At 58.1% G+C, this 23,197-nt stretch carries 21 protein-coding genes; 9 read left to right on the top strand and 12 right to left on the bottom strand.

Translation table 11 applies throughout. The features are described 5' to 3' along the window. Nucleotides 1–72 precede the first annotated feature (72 nt). Nucleotides 73–591: a phosphate/phosphite/phosphonate ABC transporter substrate-binding protein gene (locus ACTHSL_RS08810; RefSeq protein WP_440381112.1), complete on the top strand. Its 519-nt coding sequence runs from the start codon at nucleotides 73–75 to the stop codon at nucleotides 589–591. Nucleotides 592–779: 188 nt separating this feature from the next. Here the strand turns inward: ACTHSL_RS08810 and ACTHSL_RS08815 are convergent, their stop codons facing one another. The 3 genes from ACTHSL_RS08815 to ACTHSL_RS08825 form a co-directional block, all read right to left on the bottom strand. Continuing rightward, on the bottom strand, nucleotides 780–1,055 hold the full coding sequence (locus ACTHSL_RS08815) for a DUF3079 domain-containing protein (protein WP_003775411.1): 276 nt from the start codon (nucleotides 1,053–1,055) through the stop codon (nucleotides 780–782). Nucleotides 1,056–1,199: 144 nt separating this feature from the next. After that, nucleotides 1,200–2,162: a peptidylprolyl isomerase gene (locus tag ACTHSL_RS08820; protein WP_440381113.1), complete on the bottom strand. Its 963-nt coding sequence runs from the start codon at nucleotides 2,160–2,162 to the stop codon at nucleotides 1,200–1,202. Beyond that, nucleotides 2,159–4,489, bottom strand: coding sequence for an LPS-assembly protein LptD (locus ACTHSL_RS08825; protein ID WP_440381114.1), 2,331 nt, complete (start codon nucleotides 4,487–4,489; stop codon nucleotides 2,159–2,161). The genes ACTHSL_RS08820 and ACTHSL_RS08825 overlap by 4 nt, the downstream gene beginning before the upstream one ends. A gap of 69 nt (nucleotides 4,490–4,558) precedes the next feature. Between ACTHSL_RS08825 and amgK the strand changes: the two genes are divergently transcribed. Together amgK and ACTHSL_RS08835 are read left to right on the top strand one after the other, a co-directional pair. After that, nucleotides 4,559–5,563, top strand: coding sequence for an N-acetylmuramate/N-acetylglucosamine kinase AmgK (amgK, locus tag ACTHSL_RS08830; RefSeq protein ID WP_440381115.1), 1,005 nt, complete (start codon nucleotides 4,559–4,561; stop codon nucleotides 5,561–5,563). Between the two features lie 108 nt (nucleotides 5,564–5,671). Beyond that, entirely contained in the window at nucleotides 5,672–6,520 is an 849-nt protein-coding gene (locus ACTHSL_RS08835; RefSeq protein ID WP_440381116.1) for a DUF6891 domain-containing protein, read from the top strand. Nucleotides 6,521–6,853: 333 nt separating this feature from the next. On the opposite strand, the gene ACTHSL_RS08840 is transcribed toward ACTHSL_RS08835, so the two are convergent. The 9 genes from ACTHSL_RS08840 to ACTHSL_RS08880 form a co-directional block, all read right to left on the bottom strand. Next, nucleotides 6,854–7,741 carry a lysophospholipid acyltransferase family protein gene (locus ACTHSL_RS08840; protein ID WP_107885644.1) on the bottom strand — a complete coding sequence of 296 codons (888 nt, stop codon included), beginning with the start codon at nucleotides 7,739–7,741 and terminating at the stop codon, nucleotides 6,854–6,856. A gap of 83 nt (nucleotides 7,742–7,824) precedes the next feature. Beyond that, entirely contained in the window at nucleotides 7,825–9,093 is a 1,269-nt protein-coding gene (locus ACTHSL_RS08845) for an NRAMP family divalent metal transporter (protein WP_440381117.1), read from the bottom strand. 327 nt (nucleotides 9,094–9,420) lie between these two features. Further along, nucleotides 9,421–10,434 (bottom strand): T6SS immunity protein Tli4 family protein, encoded by a 1,014-nt coding sequence (locus tag ACTHSL_RS08850; protein ID WP_440381118.1) that lies wholly within the window; start codon nucleotides 10,432–10,434, stop codon nucleotides 9,421–9,423. Between the two features lie 118 nt (nucleotides 10,435–10,552). Beyond that, nucleotides 10,553–11,446, bottom strand: coding sequence for a patatin-like phospholipase family protein (locus tag ACTHSL_RS08855; protein ID WP_440381119.1), 894 nt, complete (start codon nucleotides 11,444–11,446; stop codon nucleotides 10,553–10,555). Nucleotides 11,447–11,559: 113 nt separating this feature from the next. Continuing rightward, the gene (locus tag ACTHSL_RS08860; protein ID WP_440381120.1) at nucleotides 11,560–12,345 is read right to left on the bottom strand and encodes a methyltransferase; all 786 of its coding nucleotides are present in this window, start codon (nucleotides 12,343–12,345) and stop codon (nucleotides 11,560–11,562) included. A 283-nt stretch (nucleotides 12,346–12,628) separates the two neighbouring features. Then, nucleotides 12,629–14,221: a squalene/phytoene synthase family protein gene (locus ACTHSL_RS08865; protein WP_440381121.1), complete on the bottom strand. Its 1,593-nt coding sequence runs from the start codon at nucleotides 14,219–14,221 to the stop codon at nucleotides 12,629–12,631. Beyond that, entirely contained in the window at nucleotides 14,218–15,135 is a 918-nt protein-coding gene (locus ACTHSL_RS08870) for a fatty acid desaturase family protein (RefSeq protein ID WP_440381122.1), read from the bottom strand. The genes ACTHSL_RS08865 and ACTHSL_RS08870 overlap by 4 nt, the downstream gene beginning before the upstream one ends. Nucleotides 15,136–15,299: 164 nt before the next feature. Next, nucleotides 15,300–15,485, bottom strand: a complete 186-nt coding sequence (locus ACTHSL_RS08875; RefSeq protein ID WP_040666510.1) for an oxidoreductase-like domain-containing protein — start codon at nucleotides 15,483–15,485, stop codon at nucleotides 15,300–15,302. Beyond that, nucleotides 15,460–15,696 carry an RNA-binding S4 domain-containing protein gene (locus ACTHSL_RS08880; RefSeq protein WP_440381123.1) on the bottom strand — a complete coding sequence of 79 codons (237 nt, stop codon included), beginning with the start codon at nucleotides 15,694–15,696 and terminating at the stop codon, nucleotides 15,460–15,462. The genes ACTHSL_RS08875 and ACTHSL_RS08880 overlap by 26 nt, the downstream gene beginning before the upstream one ends. A 266-nt stretch (nucleotides 15,697–15,962) precedes the next feature. Between ACTHSL_RS08880 and ACTHSL_RS08885 the strand changes: the two genes are divergently transcribed. The 6 genes from ACTHSL_RS08885 (at nucleotide 15,963) to murU (ending at nucleotide 22,988) form a co-directional block, all read left to right on the top strand. Continuing rightward, complete coding sequence (locus ACTHSL_RS08885) at nucleotides 15,963–16,157, top strand: YgaP family membrane protein (protein WP_440381124.1); 195 nt, start codon at nucleotides 15,963–15,965, stop codon at nucleotides 16,155–16,157. Between the two features lie 12 nt (nucleotides 16,158–16,169). Then, on the top strand, nucleotides 16,170–16,691 hold the full coding sequence (locus ACTHSL_RS08890; protein WP_440381125.1) for a rhodanese-like domain-containing protein: 522 nt from the start codon (nucleotides 16,170–16,172) through the stop codon (nucleotides 16,689–16,691). A gap of 86 nt (nucleotides 16,692–16,777) precedes the next feature. After that, entirely contained in the window at nucleotides 16,778–17,080 is a 303-nt protein-coding gene (locus ACTHSL_RS08895; RefSeq protein ID WP_440381129.1) for an ArsR/SmtB family transcription factor, read from the top strand. Between the two features lie 142 nt (nucleotides 17,081–17,222). Next, nucleotides 17,223–20,648: a DNA polymerase III subunit alpha gene (dnaE, locus tag ACTHSL_RS08900; RefSeq protein WP_440381126.1), complete on the top strand. Its 3,426-nt coding sequence runs from the start codon at nucleotides 17,223–17,225 to the stop codon at nucleotides 20,646–20,648. A gap of 230 nt (nucleotides 20,649–20,878) precedes the next feature. Then, nucleotides 20,879–22,243, top strand: a complete 1,365-nt coding sequence (mnmE, locus tag ACTHSL_RS08905; RefSeq protein WP_440381127.1) for a tRNA uridine-5-carboxymethylaminomethyl(34) synthesis GTPase MnmE — start codon at nucleotides 20,879–20,881, stop codon at nucleotides 22,241–22,243. 55 nt (nucleotides 22,244–22,298) lie between these two features. Then, on the top strand, nucleotides 22,299–22,988 hold the full coding sequence (gene murU, locus ACTHSL_RS08910; RefSeq protein WP_440381128.1) for an N-acetylmuramate alpha-1-phosphate uridylyltransferase MurU: 690 nt from the start codon (nucleotides 22,299–22,301) through the stop codon (nucleotides 22,986–22,988). The last annotated feature ends 209 nt before the right edge of the window (nucleotides 22,989–23,197 follow it).

The following is a 23,197-nucleotide window of genomic DNA, read 5'->3' on the forward strand; positions in this document are numbered from 1 at the left end:
GCTTCTTTGGATTAGGTTTTCGTATTTCATTTGGAAATTGTAAATCTTCAGGATACTTTCGCAAGAGGTCTATTGAAACCTGCCTGCGGTTCGGATGAAATGGTTGCCGTCTGCCGTTCGCATTCTCCATACAAAAGCCTCCGCGACATCAAGTCAGGTTGCAAAATCTCTTTTTCCGATAAAGATATGTATCTGATCGGCATGAGGTTGATGGAAGGTTTCGACCTCAACGAACACAACACCCTAACCTTTGCGGAAAATTCGGAAGAAGCAGTTTTATCCTCCGTATTCCACAAACGCGCCGAAATCGGTTTTCTGATGGCGGAAACATATGACAACCTGTCTGATTTCGGCAAACGGCTCTTCCGTCCCATCATCCGCAGCCAAATTGACGATATGCACCACGTTATGCTGCTCCATCCGAATTCTGCGGCGCGGGCAGAAGAAGTGAAAGCGGCATTCATCAATTTAAACCTTTCATCCGAAGGCCGTTCGATTCTGGAAGAGTTCCGCCACTCCGAAGGATTCGCCGCAACCGAAGCGGAAGAAGTGGAAAACATGCTGGATTTGCTGCAAACGCTGGAGGATTGACCTTCGGCCGGCAAATAGTGGAGAAATTCCGACAATAAGAAATGAGGCCGTCTGAAAACCTGTGGCGACACAGTGTTTTTCAGACGGCCTTTAACATAATAGAGCAGATTCATTTTAAATCAGGACCATCACCACAAACCAAGGTGCGGTGATGTAATGCGTACCGGTTTAAAGTCAATCCGCTGCATTCAGCACAGTTTTTGTTTGACCGGCAGCTTGATGTGCGGTTTTGCCGCTTTAGGTTGTTGCGGCTCGGGCAGCAAGCCCAGCTCACGTTGCTGCTGCTCGCTCAACAAATTGCTCCAATCGCCTGATTTGTACCATTCGGGCCCGTCCAATTCGCACGGGTGCTGGATGCGTTCGCAGCCGTTGCCGCATTGCAGGTCTTCGGCCGAACAGTATTTGTCGCAACCCCAGCAAATCCGTTCGGGATGTTTGGGGTAAATAGGAAATTTTTTTGCCATATTTCTTAACCTTTCGTCAAACCGGGAAATGATACGCCTAAAATGAATGTTTTGACAGGGCGGCTTGCCAGGCAACCCAAATACTTGGAGGCCGTCTGAAAAAACATTTTCAGACGGCCTCCGACCTATTTGCCTGCGAACCGGTTATTTTATCCGCACATCGACATAAGTGCTTTCATGCAGTTGTTGCAGCAACTGGCCTGCGGCCTGTTCGGCCTTCTGCTGCATGATGTATTGGCGGATGGTGTTGCGGCGGCGTTCCTCAGGCGTGCCGACTTCGCGGACATCGTTGAGTTTGATGAGATGCCAGCCGAACTGGGTGCGGACGGGACGGCTGACTTGGCCTTTTTTCAGTTTCTGTACCGCACTTTCAAATTCGGGCACCATCATGCCGTCGCCGAACCAGCCCAAATCGCCGCCCTGCGGCGCGCTGCCGTCTTGCGAATACTGTCGCGCCAGTTCGCCGAAATCACGGCCCTTCTCCGCCTGCGCGCGGATTTTGTTGATAACGGTTTCGGCAGCGGCTACGGCGTTTTCTTTTTCCGCCTTAATCAAAATATGCTGGGCGCGGTATTGGAGCGGAGCCTCACCTTCGGGAATGGCGACACCCTGCTGCTGCGCCCGTGCCAATGCGGCATCGACTTCCGCCTCGCTGACGCGCGCGTTCTGCAAAATGGCCTGTTGCTGTACTTTTTGCGCCACCAGCGCGTCGGCGGTTTGACGGCGCAGGGCGGCTTTGCTCAGGCCGTCTTTTGCGGCGCGGGCATAGAGTTGGTCTACGCTGATTTTCTGTTCGGCGGCGGCATGGGCGACGGCCTCGTCCACTTCGGCCTGGGTGGCGGCCAGTCCGCGCCGTTTACCTGCCTGAACGATGAGGGATTGGTTAATCAGCTGCGCCAAAACCTGTTGGCGCAATTCGTTTTCAGGCGGCCTCTGGGCGGCAGGCAGGCGGCGTGCCTGGGCAACGGCCTGTTCGAATTGGCGCATGGTAATCACGCTGTCGCCTGCCACGGCAGCAACGCCGTCTACGGTTTTAATGTCGGCGGCGTAGGCCGTCTGAAAAAAGCAGGCCAAAAGGGCGGCGGTTAGGATTTTTTGGGGTTTCATTTCACTACCTCGTTGGTTTTGATATAGCCCGGGATGGCCGGACGGAGTGTGTCTTCGGTCTTGCTGCCGATGTTACTCAGGTTTTTCAATTGCAGGGTCAAGAATGCGGCATTTTTGTAATCGGGTTTGTTGCGTTCGATATTCCAGCCGGTTACATAACGCTGTGCGACGGCGGTCGCGCTCCAGCAGCCGCAGCTGCTTTTGTATTCGAGTCCGGCGAGGATGTCCAGCGGCCGGCGCACGTTTAGGGCATAGTTGAAACGCGCGACGCCGTAAAGGTTTTGCCTGATCGGCCATTGTGCGGCCAAATCGATCTGGCTGAGTTTGTCATGGAAGTATGTGCCGTCGCTTTGCAGGTAAATCGGTTCGTCCCGGCCGTATTTATAGCGCGCGCTCAATACCTGGCCGTCTTGCGGACGATATCGTATGCCTGCGGCGGCACTGTCGAAACGCGACCGGTTTTCGTTGAAATGGACAGACGTGTAACCGCTGACGCTGCGGCTGATTTCGCCGTCGGCAAAAGCCACCCAGTCGGAACGGTTGCGGCTGCTTTGGGATATGTTGCCATCTATCAGCACGCTGTCGTTTTTGAAATAGAATTTCTGCCCGATACCGGCGCGCAGGCGTTCCGCACCCGTGGCTTTGTCGAGATAGCGGGTTTGCAGGGCGACGCTGAGGCTGTTGGCCGCGTTGATGCGGTCGTGGCCGGAATAGAGGTTTTCACGGAAAAGCTGTTCGTAGTTGAAGCTGTTTTCGGAAGTATCGAAATTAGGCAGGTCGTTTTGCGACTTGGTCGGGATGTAGTTGTAAAAGAGGCGCGGTTCCAAGGTTTGGACATGCTCGCGGCCGAACAGGCCGGTTTCGCGCTCCAGTGTGAGGCCGGTGTCGACATTGACGATGGGCAGGGCGCGGCCTGCGCTGCGGCTGCTTTTCTCATTGAAGCCATCAAGGCTGTAATGGGTGTAGTGCAGGCCGACTTTCGGGCGGATGTAGCCCCAGTCGTTGTGCAGGTGGCGGCTGAAGGAAGGATAAAGCACCAGCCTGCCGCCCGCTTGTTTGCTATCGTGTGCAAAGCGGGTGTATTGGCCGTAGACGGAGAACAGGTTGCCAGCAAAGTTTTTCTGCCAGCGGCCGCTCAGGCGCGGCATGATGGCGTAAGGTTCGTCTTTGTAGCCGTCGGCATTGGCCAGGGTTTGGTATTTTTTAACCGTCAATTTTCCGGTCAGGGTTTCCCCGAGCACGTCGGTTTGGTAATCCAACCACGCTTCACGGTTGAGGTTGACGTTGCGGGCGACGTCGGTACGGTTGTAGAAATCGCGGTAGTAGTCGTTGTCGGAAACCTGGTTGAAATCCACCCCGCCGCTGAAGCCCGCACCGAAACGGTGGTTGTGTTTCCATGCGGCCTGATAGCGGTTGTTGTGTTTGCTGCGTTTGTCGGACGGCATCCAAACCCCGTTTACCGTACCCTGATAATCCGGCTGGAGATAACGGAATTCGCCGCCCAAACGGATGCCGCGCGAGCTGATGATGCCCGTACTGACCGTGGCATCGTAATTCGGCGCGAGATTGAAATAGTAAGGGACGTCGACTTCCGTGCCGTTGGAGCCGACTTTCAGGGTCGGCACCAAAAGGCCGCTCTTGCGGTTGCCGTTGAGCGGAAAATCCATCCAAGGGGCATACAGCACGGGCACGCCGTGAAAGACCAGCTTGGCATGTTTGGCCGCGCCGACACCTTTCGCATAATCGGCATCGATGCTGTCGGCACTGACGTACCAAGAGGCATCGCCTTTTTGACAAGTGTTGAACTGTGCTTCGGTCAGCGTGTAGCGGTTTTTATCCTGCAACCGCGCTTCTTTGCCCACGGCCTGCAGACGGCGGCCTTCGCGTTCGGTTTCAAGCCGTACCTCGGTCGCGCGGCCGCTGCCGCCGGACAGGTTGTAATCCAACGTCGAACCGCGCACCTGCGATTCGCCGTCGTCCAGAATAAAGCCTTGGTTGGCCTTTACCGTATCGGTTTGCTGGTTGTACGACACATATTCCGCATTGACGGTTTGCTGGTTGCGCTCGATGATGACGCCGCCTTTGGCCTCCACGCCGACATTGGTCTGCCCGCGCAGAGCATCGGCGGTAATGCGGGTGTAATCGACGGGCAGTCCGGGCTCGCCACTGCGCTGCAAGGGCGTTTCCGGCTCGGAGGCCGTCTGAACCTTGCCGTCGGCGCATGCCGGACAGGTACTGCCCAACGGCAGCGTTTCCGCCACCGCGCCCGCCGCAATCGCCATGCCGACCGACAAGGCCAGCGGTTTGACTAAAAATAAACGTGCCAAAGTATCACCTTAAACCGATTTTGCCCGTTAAAATAGCGGCCATTTTAACCGTTTCCCCGTAAAACCGCCATGCAACGACAATCCGAACTGCAAAACTGGCTGCACAGCCTGTATCCCGACCGTCCCTTCGAGCTGGCCTTTGCCGCCGCCGATGCCGACTTCCGCCGTTATTTCCGCGCTACTTTTTCAGACGGCCAAACCGTCATCTGCATGGACGCGCCGCCCGACAAAATGAGCATCGCGCCCTATTTGAAAGTGCAAAAGCTGTTTTCCATGCTGAATGTGCCGCAGGTTTATCACGCCGACGAAACACTGGGATTTGCCGCGCTGAGCGATTTGGGCAGCACCACTTACCTCGCCGCCATGCAGCACGACGGCAGCGGGGCGGCACATAAAGCCCTGCTGTTGGAGGCGGTAGATGAACTGATCGTTTTGCAAAAGGCAAGCCACCCCGATGTGCTGCCGCCTTACGACCGCGAAGTTATACTGCGCGAAATCAACCTGTTCCCCGACTGGTTTGCCGCCAAAGAATTGGGCAAACCGTTCAACTTCAAGCAAAAACAGCTATGGCAGCAGGTTGTCGATGTATTGCTGCCGCCGCTCTTGGCGCAGCCGCAAGTGTTCGTCCACCGCGACTACATCGTCCGCAACCTGATGCTGTCTGCCGGCCGGCCGGGCGTGCTTGATTTCCAAGACGCCTTATACGGCCCGATTTCCTACGACTTGGTATCGCTGCTGCGCGATGCCTTCATCGAATGGGAAGAAGAATTCGTGCTGGACTTGGTCATCCGCTACTGGGAAAAAGCCCGCGCCGCAGGATTGCCCGTTCCGGCCGAATTCGACGAGTTCTACCGCTGGTTCGAATGGATGGGCGTACAACGCCATCTGAAAGTCGCCGGCATCTTCGCCCGCCTCTACCACCGCGACGGCAAAGACAAATACCGCCCCGAAATCCCGCGCTTCCTCAACTACCTGCGCCGCGCCTCGCGCCGCTATACCGACCTCGCGCCGCTGTACGCGCTGTTGGTGGATTTGGTCGGCGACGACGAATTAGAAACAGGCTATACGTTTTAGCCTTTTATAACGGAAACAACCTGTGCCGCCCACCAACGGTACAGGCTGTAAAACCATTCCGTTCAAGCATTTTGTCATCCGATCTGTTCTGTTTTAAAGGAAAGACCCATGCCCAAATACTCCGATATCTGCACCGCCGCCCGTGCCGGCGATTTGGCTGCCGTGCAGAATATGGTTCAAGCTGATCACCAAGCCGTTTTCACGACGGACAAATACGGCTTCAACGCGCTGCACGAAGCACTTATTGCCGATAATTGCGGCAACGTCAATTTTGAATTGGTGCGTTTTTTGGTTCACGCGGGCTGCCCGATCAATCAAATTAGCAAAGGCGAGCACCCGCGTTCGCCGCTTTGGATAGCCGCCGAATTCTGCCCCGACACCGAAATCGTACAATTCCTGATCGACAACGGCGCAGATTTGGCCACGCTGGAATCGGATGGCAGGCATGTGGTGGACTGCATCGACAATCTCCAAGAACAAAAAGCCGTTCAACACTTGCTCAGTACACTGACGGGGCACCCGCTGCCCGAACCGCCCCCGCCGCCCAAATATCCCGAACAGCGCACCGATACCGCCACATGGCGTAAAACCACAGCCGCAATCAAAAAAGCCTTTGCCCAACTGGAACGCGCGGGCATCATCGCCATACCCAACGCAAGCTACACTGTCGGCGAGTGTATTGCCGAATGCTTCGACAAGCTGGAACGGCAGCCCGACCGCAGCCGTTTTACGGGTTACTGCTTCTACACCGAGCCCAATAAAAACCGGGCAAGGGAATTCGGTTGTTTATACCTGAACTACGGCATGATTGCAGAGGATGAAAGCGGTATTGCCGAATTGGCGGGCAACATCGTTTCCTTATTGCAGCAGCAAGGCTTCGATGCGGAATGGAGCGGCAATCCCGATGATTGCATCAATGTATGGCTGCAACCGTTTTACGCCGCCCTCAAGGATTAACCGCCGGCTTTACCGTTTTTCTGTCATGCCGTCCACTCCCGCCTTTTGCATCGGCGGCATACGATAGAAGGCCGTCTGAAAACGACGCTTCCGCAAGGAGGCTCAGTTTTCAGACGGCCTTTTGAGTCTTGGCCTCGAACGGTTTGTCCAACCCAAAATCCGATTCGGGTTCGATTTATACGTGTTTCCTTATCAGGACGGTATCGGCAGGATGGGCGGCAACGGTAACCGCGCCTCTGTTATTTCCGTTTTCCCGCTGCGAAGGCCGTCTGAAACCCCGTTTTAACGCCGTAAATTTCGCAGAATCGCGGCATTCTTGCGGAAGATGTGCTTTCAGACGGCCTGTTCAGACGGCCGCTCTTCCGCGCCGGCGGGGTGTTTGTAGCGGTTGTAGGCAAACAGGTATTGGTCGGGGAAGCGGCGTATCCAGTATTCGACATTGCGGTTGATGATTTCCGCATCGTGTTTTTTGTCGCCGTTCAAGCTGCCTTGCAACGGTTCGACGTGTAAGACGAAGCCTTTGCCGCCGGGCAGGCGTTCGCCGCAGAAAAACAGTGCGCGCACGCCTTTGACTTGCGCCAGCTTGCCGGCCAAAGTCATGGTGTAGGCGGGTCGGCCGAAAAAGTCCGCCCATACGCCGTCGCCGCCTTCTTCCGGTGCGGGAACGTGGTCGGGCAGTACGATGGTGGCCTCGCCCGCACGCAAGGCTTTGATGACTTGTTTCACGCCTTGGATGCTGGTGGGGGCGGTGCGGCCTTTGCCGCGCACGCGCCCGGCCTGCATGACGGCATCGAAGGCTTTGATTTTCGGCGGTTTGTACATGGCGGTCAGCGGGAAGGGAAGCTGCTGGCTGATGTAGCGTCCGGCCAGGTCGTAGCTGCCGAGGTGCGGGGTAATCAGCAGCAGGCCTTCGCCCGCGTCCAGCGCGGCTTGGATGTGCTGCCAGCCGTGCACTTCGCGAAACAGGGTTTCAATGTCTTCAGGCCGTCTGAAAAAGGCCACGGGCAGTTCCAACGCGCCTTTGGCGGTTTCGCGCAATACTTTTTTAACGGCGGCATCGTCCGCAGGCAGCCCGGCAATTTGCAGGTTTTCGCGGATGCGGGCGCGGTCTTTGTGCAACAGGTAAAAGGCGAGGCCGCCCCAAAAACCGGCCATGGCGTGCAGACTTTTCAGCGGCAGGGCGGCAAGGATGCGGCAGAGGAGGAAGATTAGTTTTTGCATGGGGCGGATTGTAATGGAAAACGGCCGGGATAGGTTTGAGGCCGTCTGAAACGATGTTTTCAGACGGCCTCTTTAGTACCTGCCTATTTGAAATTTTCGAATGCGCCGCCCAAATCGAACAGGAACAATACGGTAAACCCAATCAGGTAAACCAGGCCGAGGATGGCGAGGATGTTCATGCCCGCCGTCAGCTTGTGGCGTTTGTCGTCTTTGACGAGGCGATAGTTCAGCCAGGCAAACACGGGGGCGGCAACGAAGGCGGTAATCATGGCGAATTTGAGCAGTTCGGCCATCGCGCTGTTGAACCAGAAAATCACCGCCAAGCCCGTACCTGCGACCCAAACGTTCCAGGCAAACAATTCGAGGTTGCCCGTTTTGTCTTTACCGCGCAGCAGGCGCACCGGCTCGGCAATCGCGCGCGCGTAACCGTCCACTACGGTAATCGTCGTGCCGTACATGCAGGCGAAGGCGATAAACGCCACCATCGGCCGCGACCAGTCGCCGATGGTAACGGCGTACATATTGATCAGCTGTCCGACGTATTCGCCGCCCTTCATTTTGACCGCCTCGCCGTTGCCGTACTGCACATACGCGCCCAAGGCAAGGAAAACGACGGCCAGCACCGCGCTGGTGATGTAGCCGACGTTGAAGTCGAAAATGCCGTCGCGGTAGCTCGAAGGATTGAGCCGCTGTTTTTCCGTAACCCACAGCGAATTGATGGCCGAAATCTCAATCGGCGCGGGCATCCAGCCCATCAGTGCGATGAGGAAGCCCAAAGCGGTGAATGTCCACGGGGTAGGCTCGATGAAGTCGGGCTTCATCTGCATGCCGCGCGACATGGCGATGGCGGCCGCGGCGACCGTGGCAATCGTCAGGCTGACGATGATGATTTTGGAAACATTGTCCAAAGCCTTGTAGCGTCCGCTCGCCAGAATAATCAGGCAGGAAGCCATAATCAGCGCGGCGATTGCGCCGACATTCAAGGTCAGCGAGGGAATGGCCATCTTCACGATGGCGGCGGTTACGACGGCCACCGCGCCCGCATTGATTGTGGCCGATGCCACGCACAAAATCAGGAATACCCACAAATAAACGCGGCTTTTCTCGGCATAGCCCTCAATCAGGCTTTTGCCCATGTCCAGCGTGTAATGCGCGCTGAAACGGAAAAACGGATATTTGAACAGGTTGGTCAAAATAATAATCAGCGCGAGCTGCCAGCCATAGAGCGCGCCCGCCTGCGTGGAGGCAATCAGGTGCGAACCGCCGACCGCCGCCGAAGCCATCATGATTCCCGGCCCCAGCGCGTTGAGTTTGCTCTGCCAAGTCGAAGCGTGTGTATGTTGTCCGGACATAGTATTCCCGCCTTTTCAGACGGCCTTTACAAAAAAAAGCGCATTCTAACGCAAACCGAGATGTTTTAGCTGTGCCGAAGTCCGGTTTCAGCTTCTTTGAAGCCGCACTTTCAGACGGCCTCAGCCATACATTATGCTTCGTTTTAAATATTTTTTCGGATTAGATGCTTTTTATCAGGCAAAAAAGGTACTTAATGCCCCAAACGGCGGATACGGCGGCCTTATCGCGCTTTTTTGGCGGCGGATGAAGGGAGGCCGTCTGAAACCCTGAAAGTCGGTTTTCAGACGGCCTGATGTATGGCAGAGCGCAGCGTGTGCGGCTTTCCGTTATTTAACCGGCTTCAACGTCGGCAGCACGGTGTCCCAGATGGCGAGGATTTCGGCTTCGCTGCGGCCCGTCCCTTCCGCACGGTCCGCGCCGAATTTCATCATGATTCGCGGGTCGCCGCCGTCCCGCTCCCACATCAGCATGTATTTGTTGCCCTGCCATTTGATCAGCTTTTCAGTGCCGGACATGCCGTTGACGTCGCGTTTGCCTTGACGGATGGTGCGGTAGCCGGCGGTTTTGAAGATTTTGGCCAGCGCGCTTTTTTCGGAGACGAGGTCGCGTTCGAGCAGGGTCGGCTCGCCGGGCTGCAATACCGCGCCGTGCAGCATTTCCAGACGCATGTCGGTCTGCTTGGCAAAGCGTACCGCGGTGTTGGCTTTGAAGGGTTTGCCGCCGTCGTCGGCGATGAAGCCTCGGATCAGGCAGATGCCGCTTTGGTTCGGCACTTCGTATTCCTGCCTTTCGCGCAGGCCTTTGAGGAAGTCGGCACGGTATTTTTTCTCCATGCCGTCGAGCATTTCTTTTTCTTTCGCCTTCCAGTTGGCGGGTTCTTTGCCGTTATTGGAGGGGACATAGAAATGTCCACTAACGATGTAGGCGTCGTCCTTATCGAGCTTGAATATCAGGTTGGTGTCATAGGGCATGCCCAAATTTCCAATCATGCGACCCCAGTCAAAATCATTGCGCGTTGCAAACATCACGGCCCGGCCCGGGATCAGGGTGCGGGCATCCACAAAACGGTCGGTGCCGTCGCGCCCGCTTTTTTGAATGTTTTTCCAAGTATTCATCCGACTATCCCATGCATTGAACAATACCATCACACTCCAGCCGTTGTATTCTATCCATGAGCTGCTGTGGCGGCGGACGGCGGGCAGACGCAATTGGTAGCGGCCGCTGCAATACGGTTGTTCGGTCCAGTAGGCGGTGTCGATGATGGGCGGACTGTCTGCGGCCCGGGCGGGGACGGCGGCGGAAAGGAGGAGTGCCGTGATGAGGGGGAGGCTGCGGGTCATGAGGTTTCCTTTCATTTGCGGCGGGCGGTTTCGTTTTTCAGACGGTCTGTGTTTGGTAAGAGGCCGTCTGAAATCAACTTCCCGGCGGAAGATGCGCTTTCAGACGGCCTTTTTGTGCTTAATAACGGTAGGCAGCGAGTTTGCGTTTGATTTCCGGCAGGGCGGCGAGGGCGGCTTGTTCGCCGATTTTGATCGCCTGCGCTTTTTGGTCGAATCCGCCTACCGCGCCCAGCGATTGAACCTGCGGTTTGATGACGACGTCGGCTTTGGACAGTTCGCCGTTGAGGGCGGAGGTGCTCATGATGTTGAGGGTTTGGTCGAGGTAGGAGAGGAAGTCTTTGCTCGGCGAGGCGGTGGGTTTGGCGGAGATGTCCACGGCGATGACGAAGTTCGCGCCTTGGCCGCGCGCGGCGGTAACGGGTACGGGCTGAGTCAGGCCGCCATCCACATAGCGGCGGCCGGCGATGACGACGGGCTGGAAGACGTTGGGGATGGCGGCAGAGGCGCGGACGGCTTGTCCGGCGTTGCCCCTGTTGAAGGCGACCGCTTTGCCGGTGGAGAAGTCGGTGGCGACGGCAGCGAATTTAATCGGGAATTGCTGGATGGGGCGGTTGCCGACTTTGTGGTTGATGTAGTTTTGCAGTTTTTCGCCTTTGATGAAGCCGCTGGTGGAGAGGGTGAGGTCGACGAGGTCGGTTTTGCCGAGGATTTCGGCTTCGAGTTCCATGCGGTCGGGCGACATGCCGCTGGCGTACATGCTGCCGACTATCGCACCCGCGCTGGTGCCGGTAACGACTTTGACGGGGATGTTGTGTTGTTTGAGGACTTTGAGGATGCCGATGTGGGCGAAGCCTTTGGATGCGCCGCCGCCCAGTGCGATGGCGACGACGGCCTGCGGTTTTTGGCGGGTAACCGTGGGTTGGCCGCCGCCGGGTTGGGTGCTGCTCGGGCAGGCGGTGAGCAGGAGGGCGCACAGGGCGGTCAGGGCGGTACGGCGGGTGTATTTGTTCATGCTTTTTCCTTTGAGTTTTGTTTTGCAGGAATCGCCTGCAGTTGTTTCGCTTCGTTGAAACCATGTTTTCAGACGGCCTGAAAACGGATGAGGCCGTCTGAAAAGGCGGCGGTTCAGGTTTTTCTCGGGAAGAAGTGTACTTCGTTTTCGCCCGCAGGCAGGATTTTTTTCTTGACGGCGTGGCCGAAGACGGTTTCGAGTGTCAGATCGGGCAGGGTTTGCCGCTGCCACAGTCCGGCAATGGCGGTGCGGGCGGCATCCGGGTCGTCGAAGTCCAGCGCGTGCCAGAGGCCGAGGGTATCCATGTCTTGCAGGAAGGTGTCGGCGGTGCGGTATTCCAGTTTCAGGCGGGCGGTGTCGGTTACGGGGTCGTAGAAGCCGCTGTCGGCCAGCATGTCGCCCAGGTCGTGCATGTCGATGAGGGCGGGCCGGCGGGCGGCGATGCCTTGTTGCGCTAGGGTGTCGGTCAGTTCGAGCAGGGTGTCACGGCCGAAGTGGGTGAAGAAGAGCAGACCGTCGGTTTGCAGTGCGCCCGCCCAGCTTGCAAAAACGGCCACGGGATTGTGTTCGGTGGCGAGGCCGAGGTTGCTCCACAGCATGTCGGCCGAAGCTTCGGGCAGAGGAGCGGAGAGGGCTTGGCAGTGTTGGGGGACGGTTTTCCCCGCCAGTTTGGACAGCAGGCCGCCGCCGCGTTTGTCGGCCGCGTCGCGCAGGCATTCGGGGCGGGGGTCGTATTCGGCAAAGGCCGCTTTGGGATAGCGGGCGGCCAGCAGGCGGCGGCTGTTATCGCCGTCGGCACCGGCCAGGAGGATGTGGCGGGGGACGGTTTTGACGATTTGCAGCCGTTGGTCGGCCTGTTCGGCAAGGTGGCGGTGGATTTGCCAGCGGTCGTTGGTCATGCGGGATTCTCCTTTAATGTGTGGCGGGCGGTTTGTCCGATTATGGCTTCAAATACAGTAAATTCAAATTAAGAACGCCCATATCGTCATGCCCGCGCAGGCGGGAACCCGAACCGTCGGATAACCGCCCTTTCCTATTTATTCCTGAAAACGCAAACCCTGAATTCCCGCCTGCGCAGGCATGACGATGGCGGGTATTTTTTATTTTAATTCACGATAAAACCCGCCATACCGCCCTTGGTTTGCATAAATTTTGTGCCGCCGAAGCCGCGTTTCAGACGGCCTAATCCGTCGGCCCGTTTAGCCACGGGTAGCGGGCGGGCAGGCGTTGTTCGGCGAAACGGCGCACGGAACGGGCGAATAGGTTTGAGATGCGGCGTGCGGTTTCGTCGTTCAGGGCGGCGGTGCGGCGGTCGGCTTGATCGAGCAGTTGCAGGGCGCGGCTTCTTTCCTGCCGCATCCAATCGCGGAAGGCCACATCGGCACTCAGGGCGGCGGGGTCGTGCCGTTTTTCAGACGGCCATCCTGCCTGCCGCCAGAGTTCGGACGGAATATTGACGATGCCCGCGCGCAGGTCTTCGGGCAGGTCGCGCATGGTGGAGCACCAGCCCAAGGCATCAACCAGTTCGGGCAGGTCGCGGCCGCGCACGGATGAGCCCAAGGCGGTCAAAAGCAGGTCGAGGGAGCGGGTGAAGGTGCGGCGGTGTTGGGCGGCGATTTCGGCTTCAGTCCACAGTTGCGCCCGTTCGGCACGCAGGCGGTCGAGGTGCATGGTGTGCAGCAGCCCGAGGGTGCGGGTGAGGGCGAAACGGGCGGCAGCGGCGGGCAGGACGGTTTCCGTTTTACCGGGATGCTTGGCGTTCGCTTTGGCTTCGCCCAAACCCTCTATATCCGTTTTAGCTTCGCAAGAACTCACTGCCTTCGTTTTAGCTTCGCAGAAACTCACTGCGCTCGTTTTCAGACGGCCTCTGAAGTCGGCAGCCAGCCGGCTGTACGGGTCGTTTTCGTCGAAATGGCCGTGCCGCCATTCCCGTATCAGGCGGCGGGCTTCTTCATCGGCTGTGCGCACCGTCTGCCGGTCGCCGTCCATCAAATCGTCGAAGGCCTGCAAAAAGCAGTAACCCGACACCAGCAGGCCGCCGCGCGCGGGATGCCGCAGCCTGTACGCGGCCAGAATCAGGCTGATGAGGGCGTAGCGGCGGTGGCGGCGGGCGAAAGCGGCTTGTTCGAGCAGCATCTGCCATTCGGCGGATACGCGCCGCAAGATGTCCGGCCTTCGTGCCCACGGGCTGACGGTGTGCCAGACGGCGGCGGCCAACAGTGCGCCGCACACGAGGTCGGACAGGTGGTGTTCGTGTATCAGGAGGGTGGATGCAACGACGGCTGCCGCCCACGGTGCAATCAGGGCGAAGCGTGCCGCCGAATGCCTCCATGCGGCGAGGGCTGCGGTGCAGGCGAAAGCGGCGTGCAGCGAGGGCAGGTGGTTGTGCGCCATACTCAAATGATCCGCCAATGCGAACCACGGCTGCCAAAAGCCTTCGGCAAGGCGCGGCGGATAGGCCGTCTGAACGGGCAGGAGGATGAAAAACGGGCAGGCGGCGGCCAATTCGGCGGTCAAAACGGCAAACAACGCCCAAGTTTCGCGCCAGTCGGCCCAACGGACGGAAGCCGCCAGCAGCAGCGGCACGGTAAGGTAAACCGCACTCCAGGCGGGCAGGAAGGGGATGGCGGATTCAAACGGCAAGGCGGGGCTGATGTGCCACGGAATATACGCGGCAATCAAATTGCTGCCGCCGTAGCCCGCGAGGAACAGCAGGGCGAACAGGGCGGCCAGTGCAAAGAAGAAACGGTGCGGATGCGGCAGGCCGGCGTTCATTCGATACGCCCCTGTTTGAATACCGGAAAATCTTCGGGACGGCGCGGCCCGCGCCAGCAGCTCAGCCAAACGGTGAAAAAATGCGGCCCTTCGCCGGCATGGCGAGGCAGTTCGCGCCAGGAAAGCTCGGGATGCCGGTGGTGCGCCAGATGCAGGTGGTAGTTGAGGAAAACCGCCCGCAGCCAACGCGGCACGCGCAGGTTCCACGCGCCGTTTTTGCAGTCGAACGGCGAGAAGGCATGATCGGTGTATTGCAGCGAACTCCAGGCAAAGCCGAAGGCGGCATAGCAGGCCAGCCAGCCGCCCCACGTCCAGCCGAACAGCCAGGCCCAGAAAAGCTGCCACGCCGCCGCGCCGAATATTTCCAAACGGGCGGACAGTTGCGGCAGGCGGTCGAGGCTGCCGATATAGTCTTCCGCCCCGCTCTGCAAGCCGCCCCGGCGGCCGAAAAGTGCGGCCAAGCGGCGGCGGACGAAACGCGGCGTGGCGGCATAGAAAAACACACCGATGACGGCGCACGGCCAATAAAGGCCGGTAAAGATGGCGTACCACTGGGCGTATTTCAGCCACAACACGTCGCCGTCATGCAGGGTGTCGAACTGCTCGGACGGCGAACGGTTGTTGCGGTGGTGGGTGAGGTGGAACATGCGCTGCACGGCAAAACCGGTGGGAAACCAGAAGGCGGCAAGGCGGCCGCACCACGCGTTCAGCCTCCTGTCGGGCGCGAACGAGCCGTGCACGCTTTCGTGCAGCAGCGCGAACATCGTATTGTTGCTCAGGGCAAACAGTGCGGCCGCCACGGCCGTCCCCCACCACGGCGCGTGCGAGGCGGCGTAGAGCAGCAGCAGGTTGGCGGCATTGGCGGCGGCCAGCAGGATCAGGTTGAGTTTGGCGGTGGAAACGGATACGGACATGGATAGGGTTCGGAATAGTTTTGGGGTTGTGCGGATTGGCCGCATTCGTTTTAACTGTATTGGAATCAGGCTTTCAGACGGCCTCATACGGAATGGAGGCCGTCTGAAAGCGCGGTTCGGCGGCGTTAAAATCCCTGTTTGATTGAACCGGCGGGCAAGGCGGCTTAGGGTCCGGACGGCGCATCCGCCTGCATCTGCCGTTTCAAAGCCTCGTATTCCGCCTTTTCACGGCGGTAGATTTCAAACGTGCAGGCATCGCCGCATTCGCTGCCGCAGCACTCCCAATCTTCCGGCGGCACGGGTTCGGGCGGCAGCGCGGCTTCATTATTCGCTGTCGGGGTCGCAGCCATCGCGCACCTCCAGCACCGCACCGTCGAACTCAATCACCTCGCCGCCGCGGATTTTCGCCGTTTTGCGGGTTTCGACCGCGCCGTTGCGCAACACCAGCCCTTCGGCAATCACAGCCTTCGCCTGTCCGCCGCTTTCGGCCAGTCCGACCAGTTTCAACAGGTCGCACAAGGCGATGTATTCTTCGTTTTCCAGATAAACGGTTGCATGCATAAGGCGGCTTTCGGAATCATGTTTCGGTTTGACAACTTTTCAGACGGCCTATTTTAACGGAAAACGTTCAGGCCGTCTGAAAGCAAAAATTTCGTTGGGAAGACAGATTCCTACGGCATTAAATCGTACGCGGAGCACTTCTGCAAAACCCAAACCGCTGCAAACCGTTTGACAAAGCCTGCTTAGGGATATATTATTTATTATATGTGGTTTTTATTATATGTATTTATTTTTAGGTAACTCATCCTCAGACAAGGAGCAATAAAATGAAACGGAATTTGGGTAATTTAGACCGCATTATCCGCATCGTTGTCGGTGTGGCATTGATTGCGGCATCCGCCACGGGACAAATCGGCTGGTGGGGATGGCTGGGTATCGTGCCGCTGGCCACCGCGCTGATGGGGAGCTGCGTGCTGTACAGCTTATTGGGCATCAATACCTGCCGAATTGACAAAAAATAAAGAAGGCCAACCATGAACAAGGACGGACGACTCCCGCTAATCGCCCCTGCCGAAGCGGCAGCCAAAATCCGCGAAGGCGCGTTGGCGGCGGACATCCGCAGCCGGGCGGAATATCGTGGCGGGCATATCAGCGGCGCATTGTCCCTGTCGCCGGAGCAGCATCGAGGCAAACTGCCCGACAACGCCGCACCCTGCGTGATTTTTTATTGTTTGGGCGGCAAACGCACGGCAATGGCGGAAGCGGTGTTGGCGGAGCTCGGCCGAGGGCGCGAGTGCTATATCCTCGAAGGCGGTTTGCAGGCATGGAAAGCCGCCGGGCTGCCCGTCGAAGCCGACCGTGCCGCGCCCGATATCATGCGGCAGGTGCAAACCATTGCCGGCGGGCTGATTCTGTTCGGCGTGATGGCGGGTTGGCTGGTGTCGCCGTGGTTTTACCTGATAAACGCGGCAGTCGGCGCAGGCCTGTTGACGGCCGGGCTGACCGGATTCTGCGGCATGGCGCGACTGTTGGCCAAAATGCCGTGGAACCGTTAAACGGCAGGGGAGGCCGTCTGAAAGTTGCCGACGGAGCCGTTATCGCCGACAATGCCGCCCCTCCCCCCGTTTGCCGAGAAACCGATATGACCGACTCTGCCGACCAACCGCCCTACGAAGAAGCCGCCGCTTTTCTGAAACTGCTGGCCAATCCGAACCGTCTGGCCGTGTTATGCAAACTGCATGAGCGGCCGCACAACGTAACCGAGCTGGCCGAAGCGGTCGGACTGCCGCAGGCGGCGATGTCCAGCCAATTGGCACTGCTGCGCGAAGCCGGGCTGGTGTCCTGCGAGGCCAACCACCGGGAGCGGCAGTATTACATTGCCGACACACGGGTAAACGACACCGTACGGCTGCTGTATTCTTTCTTTTGCGCCCCGAAAAGCTGAAACGCCGTTGCCGGGCAAAAAGGCCGTCTGAAAATGTGTTTCCGCATGTTCAGACGGCCTCTCTGTTACAATACGCCCTGTATTTGTTCCGCCCGACCGCCCCGCCGGAGGCCGTCTGAAACCTTTCCGCAAAGTCCCTGCCATGTCCGATCCCGTTTACATCCCGCTGCGCCTGCATTCCGAATACTCCATCACCGACGGCACGGTGCGCCTGAAGGCCTTGATAAAAAAAGCCTTGGCGGAAGGCTTGCCCGCACTCGGCATAAGCGACCTGATGAACGGGTTCGGCCTGGTGAAATTCTACAAAGCCTGCCGCGGAGCGGGCATCAAACCCGTCATTGGCGCAGACGTGCGTATCGAAAATCCCGACCGCCCCGACACACCCTTCCGCGCCCTTTTGCTGGTTAAAAACCACAACGGCTATCTGCGCTTGAGCGAACTGCTTACCCGCGCCTTCACCTGTCAGGAAGAAGGCCGCCTGCCGCAGTTGAAACAGGCATGGTTGGGCGAAGGCGACAACGAAGGCTTGATCTGCCTGTCGGGGGCGCATTACGGCGAAGTCGGCCTCAATCTGATGAACGGCCACGAAGCGGCAGCCGAAGCGGCGGCGGAAAAATATGCCGCCCTGTTTCCAAACGCTTTCTACCTCGAACTGCAACGCCTGCCCGAAAAACCGGAGTGGGAGCGTTCGGTGGCAGGCAGCACGGCCTTGGCGCGGAAGCTGAACCTGCCCGTGGTGGCCACGCACCCGACCCAGTTCCTCGAACCTGACGACTTCCTCGCGCACGAAGCACGGGTGTGCATTGCCGAAGGCTGGACGCTGGCCGACCGCAAACGTCCGCGCGAATTTTCCCCGAGCCAATATTTTGTCGGTGCAGAAACAATGGCGGAACGTTTCGCCGACTTGCCTGAAGCCTTGGAAAACACGGTGGAAATTGCCAAACGCTGCAATATCCATATCACGCTGGGCAAAAACTTCCTGCCCCTGTTCCCGACGCCCGACGGCCTGTCGCTGGATGATTATCTGGTGAAGCTCTCAAACGAGGGCTTGCAGGAACGCATGGTTCAGCTTTATCCCGACGAGGCGGAGCGGGCGGCGAAAATGCCAGAATATCAGGAGCGGCTGGATTTTGAGCTGAACATCATCATCCAGATGAAATTCCCCGGCTATTTCCTTATCGTACAAGACTTTATCAACTGGGCAAAAACGCACGGTTGTCCGGTGGGGCCGGGACGCGGTTCGGGCGCGGGCTCGCTGGTGGCATATTCGCTGAAGATTACCGACCTCGACCCGCTCAAATACGCGCTGCTGTTCGAACGTTTCTTGAACCCCGAACGCGTTTCCATGCCCGACTTCGACGTGGACTTTTGCCAAAGCAACCGCGGTCGCGTGATTGAGTATGTGCGCGATAAATACGGCGCGCAGGCAGTGAGCCAGATTGTGACCTTCGGCACGATGTCGTCCAAAGCGGTGATCCGCGACGTAGGGCGCGTGCTGGAACTGCCGTTTACCCTGTGCGACAAACTGTCGAAGCTGATTCCGCTGGAAGCCAACAAACCTTTGGGTTTGGACGATGCCATGAAGGCGGAGCCGCAGATTCAGGAATTGATTGAAGCGGAAGAAGCGGACGAACTGATTACGCTGGCGAAAAAGCTGGAAGATTTGACGCGCGGTCTGGGTATGCACGCGGGCGGCGTGTTGATTGCGCCGGGCAAGATTTCCGATTACAGCCCCGTGTATCAGGCGGACGAATCCGCCTCGCCCGTATCGATGTACGACAAGGGCGACGTGGAAGACGTCGGTTTGGTGAAGTTCGACTTTTTGGGCCTGCGCAACCTGACCATTATCGAAATGGCGCAGAACAACATCAAAAACACCACCGGCGATATTGTCGATGTCGGCAAAATCCCGCTTGACGACCAGGCCGCCTACAAAATCTTCCGCGACGCGAACACCACCGCCGTATTCCAGTTCGAATCGACCGGCATGAAAAAAATGCTGAAAACGGCGCACACGACCAAGTTTGAGGAACTCATCGCCTTCGTATCGCTCTACCGCCCCGGCCCGATGGACAACATCCCCGACTTCGTCGCGCGCATGAAGGGTCAGGAATTCCAATACATCCACCCGCTGCTGGAAGGCATCCTCGCGCCGACCTACGGGATTATGGTGTATCAGGAACAAGTGATGCAGGCGGCGCAGATTATCGGCGGTTACTCGCTCGGCGGTGCGGACCTGCTGCGTCGCGCCATGGGTAAGAAAAAGCCCGAAGAAATGGTGAAACACCGCGAAATTTTCGCCGAAGGCGCGGCGAAACAAGGCATTTCGCGCGAAAAATCCGACGAAATCTTCAACTACATGGAAAAATTCGCCGGCTACGGTTTCAACAAATCCCACGCCGCCGCCTACGCCCTGATTTCCTACCAGACCGCATGGCTCAAAGCCCATTACCCCGCCGAATTTATGGCGGCGACCATGTCCAGCGAGCTGACCGACACTGACCAGCTCAAATTGTTTTACGAAGACGCGCTGGCCAACGGCATCACCTTCCTGCCGCCCGACATCAACGAATCAGACTACCTCTTTACCCCCGACGGCAAACGCCATATCCGCTACGCGTTGGGTGCAGTCAAAGGCGTGGGCGAAGGCGCGGTACAAAGCATCGTTGAAGCACGGCAGGACGGCCGCTTCCGCGACCTGTTCGATTTTTGCGAACGGGTGGGCAAAGAACACATGAACAAGCGCACGCTGGAATCGCTGATTAAGGCCGGCGCGTTCGACGGCATCAATCCCAACCGCGCCATGCTGTTGGCCAACATCGACCTCGCCATCGGCAACGCCGAACAACAGGCGGCCAATGCCAACCAAGGCGGCCTGTTTGACTTTGCGGAAGATGCCATCGGCGTGATAGAAATGGCAGAAACCGCGCCGTGGGGCGACGCGGTGAAACTGGCGGAAGAAAAAAGCGTCATCGGCTTTTACTTTTCCGGCCACCCTTTCGGCCCTTACGCCGAAGAAATCCGCCGCTTCGCGCCGCAAAAACTGTCGAAACTCAAACCGCAGGACAGCGTTCGTGTGGCCGGATTCGCCACCGCCATCCGCACCATCATGGGCAAAAACGGCAAACTGGCCTTCGTCCGATTGGAAGACACCGAAGGTTCGGCAGAAGCAATCGTCGCAGGTGAATTATTGGAACAATCCAAAAACATCCTGAAAACAGACCAGGTTCTGATTATGGAATGCCGCATCAGCCGCAACGACTACAACGGCGGCGAGCTGCGCATCAATGCCAACAGCGTCATGACACTGCCGCAGGCGCGGGAAAAATTCGCCCGCAACCTCACCCTGACCTGCCGTCCGGAACACGACATCGAATCCCTGCTGAACCTGCTGGCGCAATACCGGAGCAGCGGCCGCGAAGGTATCCCCCTGCGCGTCCGTTACCGCAACGACACTGCCGAAGGCGAGCTGGATTTGCAACGCCGCTGGCAGATAAACGCCGATGCCGCACTGTTCGAACAACTGCAAAACCTGTTGGGCGAATACGGCGTAAACGTCGGCTGGTAGGCCGTCTGAAAAAAAGCCTCCTGCTTCCCGATAAAGCCGTATGCTATGACCGGTGAAAATGAAGATACCTGCCTTGCCTGTTCCGCACAACGGGCAAGACGGGGATTGAAATACTGAATTTGATTTGAATGCAGCATAAGTTTGGCAGAACCCCTGCTTCCTTTGCAAACTTTGTTGAAGCCGCGCTTTCAGACGGCCTCTCTTCCGCCAACCCAGAAACGGAACCGCATATGTCCGCATCCCAACCCACCATCGCCGCCATCGCCACCGCACCCGGACGCGGCGGCGTCGGCGTTATCCGCCTTTCCGGCAAAAACCTGCTGTCTTTGGCGCAAACCCTCAGCGGCGGCAAAACGCCCAAACCGCGCACTGCGCTTTACACCGACTTTCTCGGCGGCGACGGGCAGCCGATAGACAACGGCATCCTGCTCTACTTCGCCGCCCCCGCCAGCTTTACCGGCGAAGACGTGATTGAATTGCAGGGACACGGCGGCCCTGTGGTAATGGACATGCTGCTCTCGCGCTGCCTCGAGCTGGGCGCGCGTATGGCGGAGCCGGGCGAATTTACCAAACGCGCCTTCCTCAACAACAAACTCGACCTTGCCCAAGCCGAAAGCGTCGCCGACCTCATCGACGCCTCCAGCAAGTCCGCCGCACGCATGGCGTTGCGTTCGCTCAAGGGCGCGTTTTCCCGACACATACACGAACTGGTGGACGACCTCATTACCCTGCGGATGCTGGTCGAAGCCACGCTGGACTTCCCCGAAGAAGACATCGACTTTCTCGAAGCTGCCGACGCGCGCGGCAAGCTCCAAGCCCTGCAAGGCCGTCTGAAAACCGTGCTTGCCAGTGCGGAACAAGGCGCGATTTTGCGCGAAGGCATGAACGTCGTTCTCGTCGGCGCGCCCAACGTCGGCAAATCCAGCCTGCTCAACGCCTTGGCGGGCGACGACATCGCCATCGTAACCGACATCGCCGGCACCACCCGCGACACCGTGCGCGAACAAATCACCCTCGACGGCGTGCCCGTCCACATCATCGACACTGCCGGCCTGCGCGAAACCGACGACGTGGTCGAACAAATCGGCATCGAGCGCAGCCGCAAAGCCGTCTCCGAAGCCGATGTCGCCCTGATTCTGATTGACCCTGCCGAAGGCCTTAACCGGAAAACCCAAGATATCCTGAAACAATTGCCGGCCAGCCTGAAAAAAATCGAAATCCACAATAAAATTGATCTTTCAGGCGAAGCACCCTCCCTTTCAGACGGACTGCAGCGTGCCTGTGGTGCGGATACTCTGATCAAACTTTCCGCCAAAACCGGCGCGGGTCTCGACCTGCTCAAACACGCGCTGTTGCAGGAAGTCGGCTGGCAGGGCGAAAGCGAAAGCCTGTTCCTCGCCCGCAGCCGTCACCTCAACGCCCTGAAAATTGCCGAAATGGAACTCGAATACGCGGTTCCCTACCTCGACGATCAACCCGAACTCCTTGCCGAACACCTACGCCTCGCCCAAAACGCCTGCAACGCCATCACCGGTGAATTCACCGCCGACGATTTGCTGGGCGTGATTTTCTCGCGCTTCTGCATCGGCAAATAAACGCAGGCCGTCTGAAAAGTTTTCAGACGGACTCAAACATATCAAAAGGAAAAACATGAAAGCCATGATACTTGCAGCCGGACGCGGCGAACGAATGCGCCCACTCACAGACACCACACCCAAGCCCCTGCTCCAAGTTGGCCGTGAACCCCTAATCGGTTGGCACCTACGCCGCCTTGCCGCCGCCGGTATCCGAGAAATCGTCATCAACCATGCCTGGCTCGGACAACAAATCGAAGACACCCTCGGCAACGGCACAACCTATGGCGTGCACATTACCTACTCTGCCGAAGGCGGCCAAGGACTGGAAACCGCCGGCGGTATCGCCACCGCCCTGCCGCTGCTCGGCAGTGATCCCTTCCTCGTCATCAACGGCGACATACTTACCAACATCGATTTCTCCGACGCCGTCCATCAAAGCGAAACCCTGCTTTCAAACGGCCTAGCTTACCTTTGGCTAACCACAAATCCACCGCACAACCCCGCTGGTGACTTCTCCCTACTTTCAAACGGCCTGATCCGATCCGAAGGCGACGGCGAACGCCTGACCTTCAGCGGTTGCGGCCTTTACAAAAGTGAACTGTTCGCCGAAACCGCACCGCGCCGTGCAGCCAAACTCGCCCCTTTGTTGCGCGAAGCCATGGCTGCCGGACAAGTGCGCGGTTGCCACCACGACGGCCTCTGGCTGGATGTAGGCACGCCCGAACGACTAGGCGAAGCTCGCTGCTTAGCTACAAGCTGGTGATCACATTAAATTCTTCAGTTACCTGTTAAACAACCATAATCTAAAACGCCGTCTGGAAGCAGATTCAATCTTTCAGACGGCCTCATCATATATTGCTCCCTCCCTAGAAAGCATCTGCCGCAGGTATAACCATAAAAGCCAAAGGCCGCCCCCTTTTACAAGAGCGCGGCCTATCCACCGAACCGAATCGGCCATCCCTACTTAGCCGT

Origin of the sequence: Neisseria sp. P0008.S010, from assembly GCF_051962715.1 — a bacterium.
GTDB lineage: Bacteria > Pseudomonadota > Gammaproteobacteria > Burkholderiales > Neisseriaceae > Neisseria > Neisseria elongata.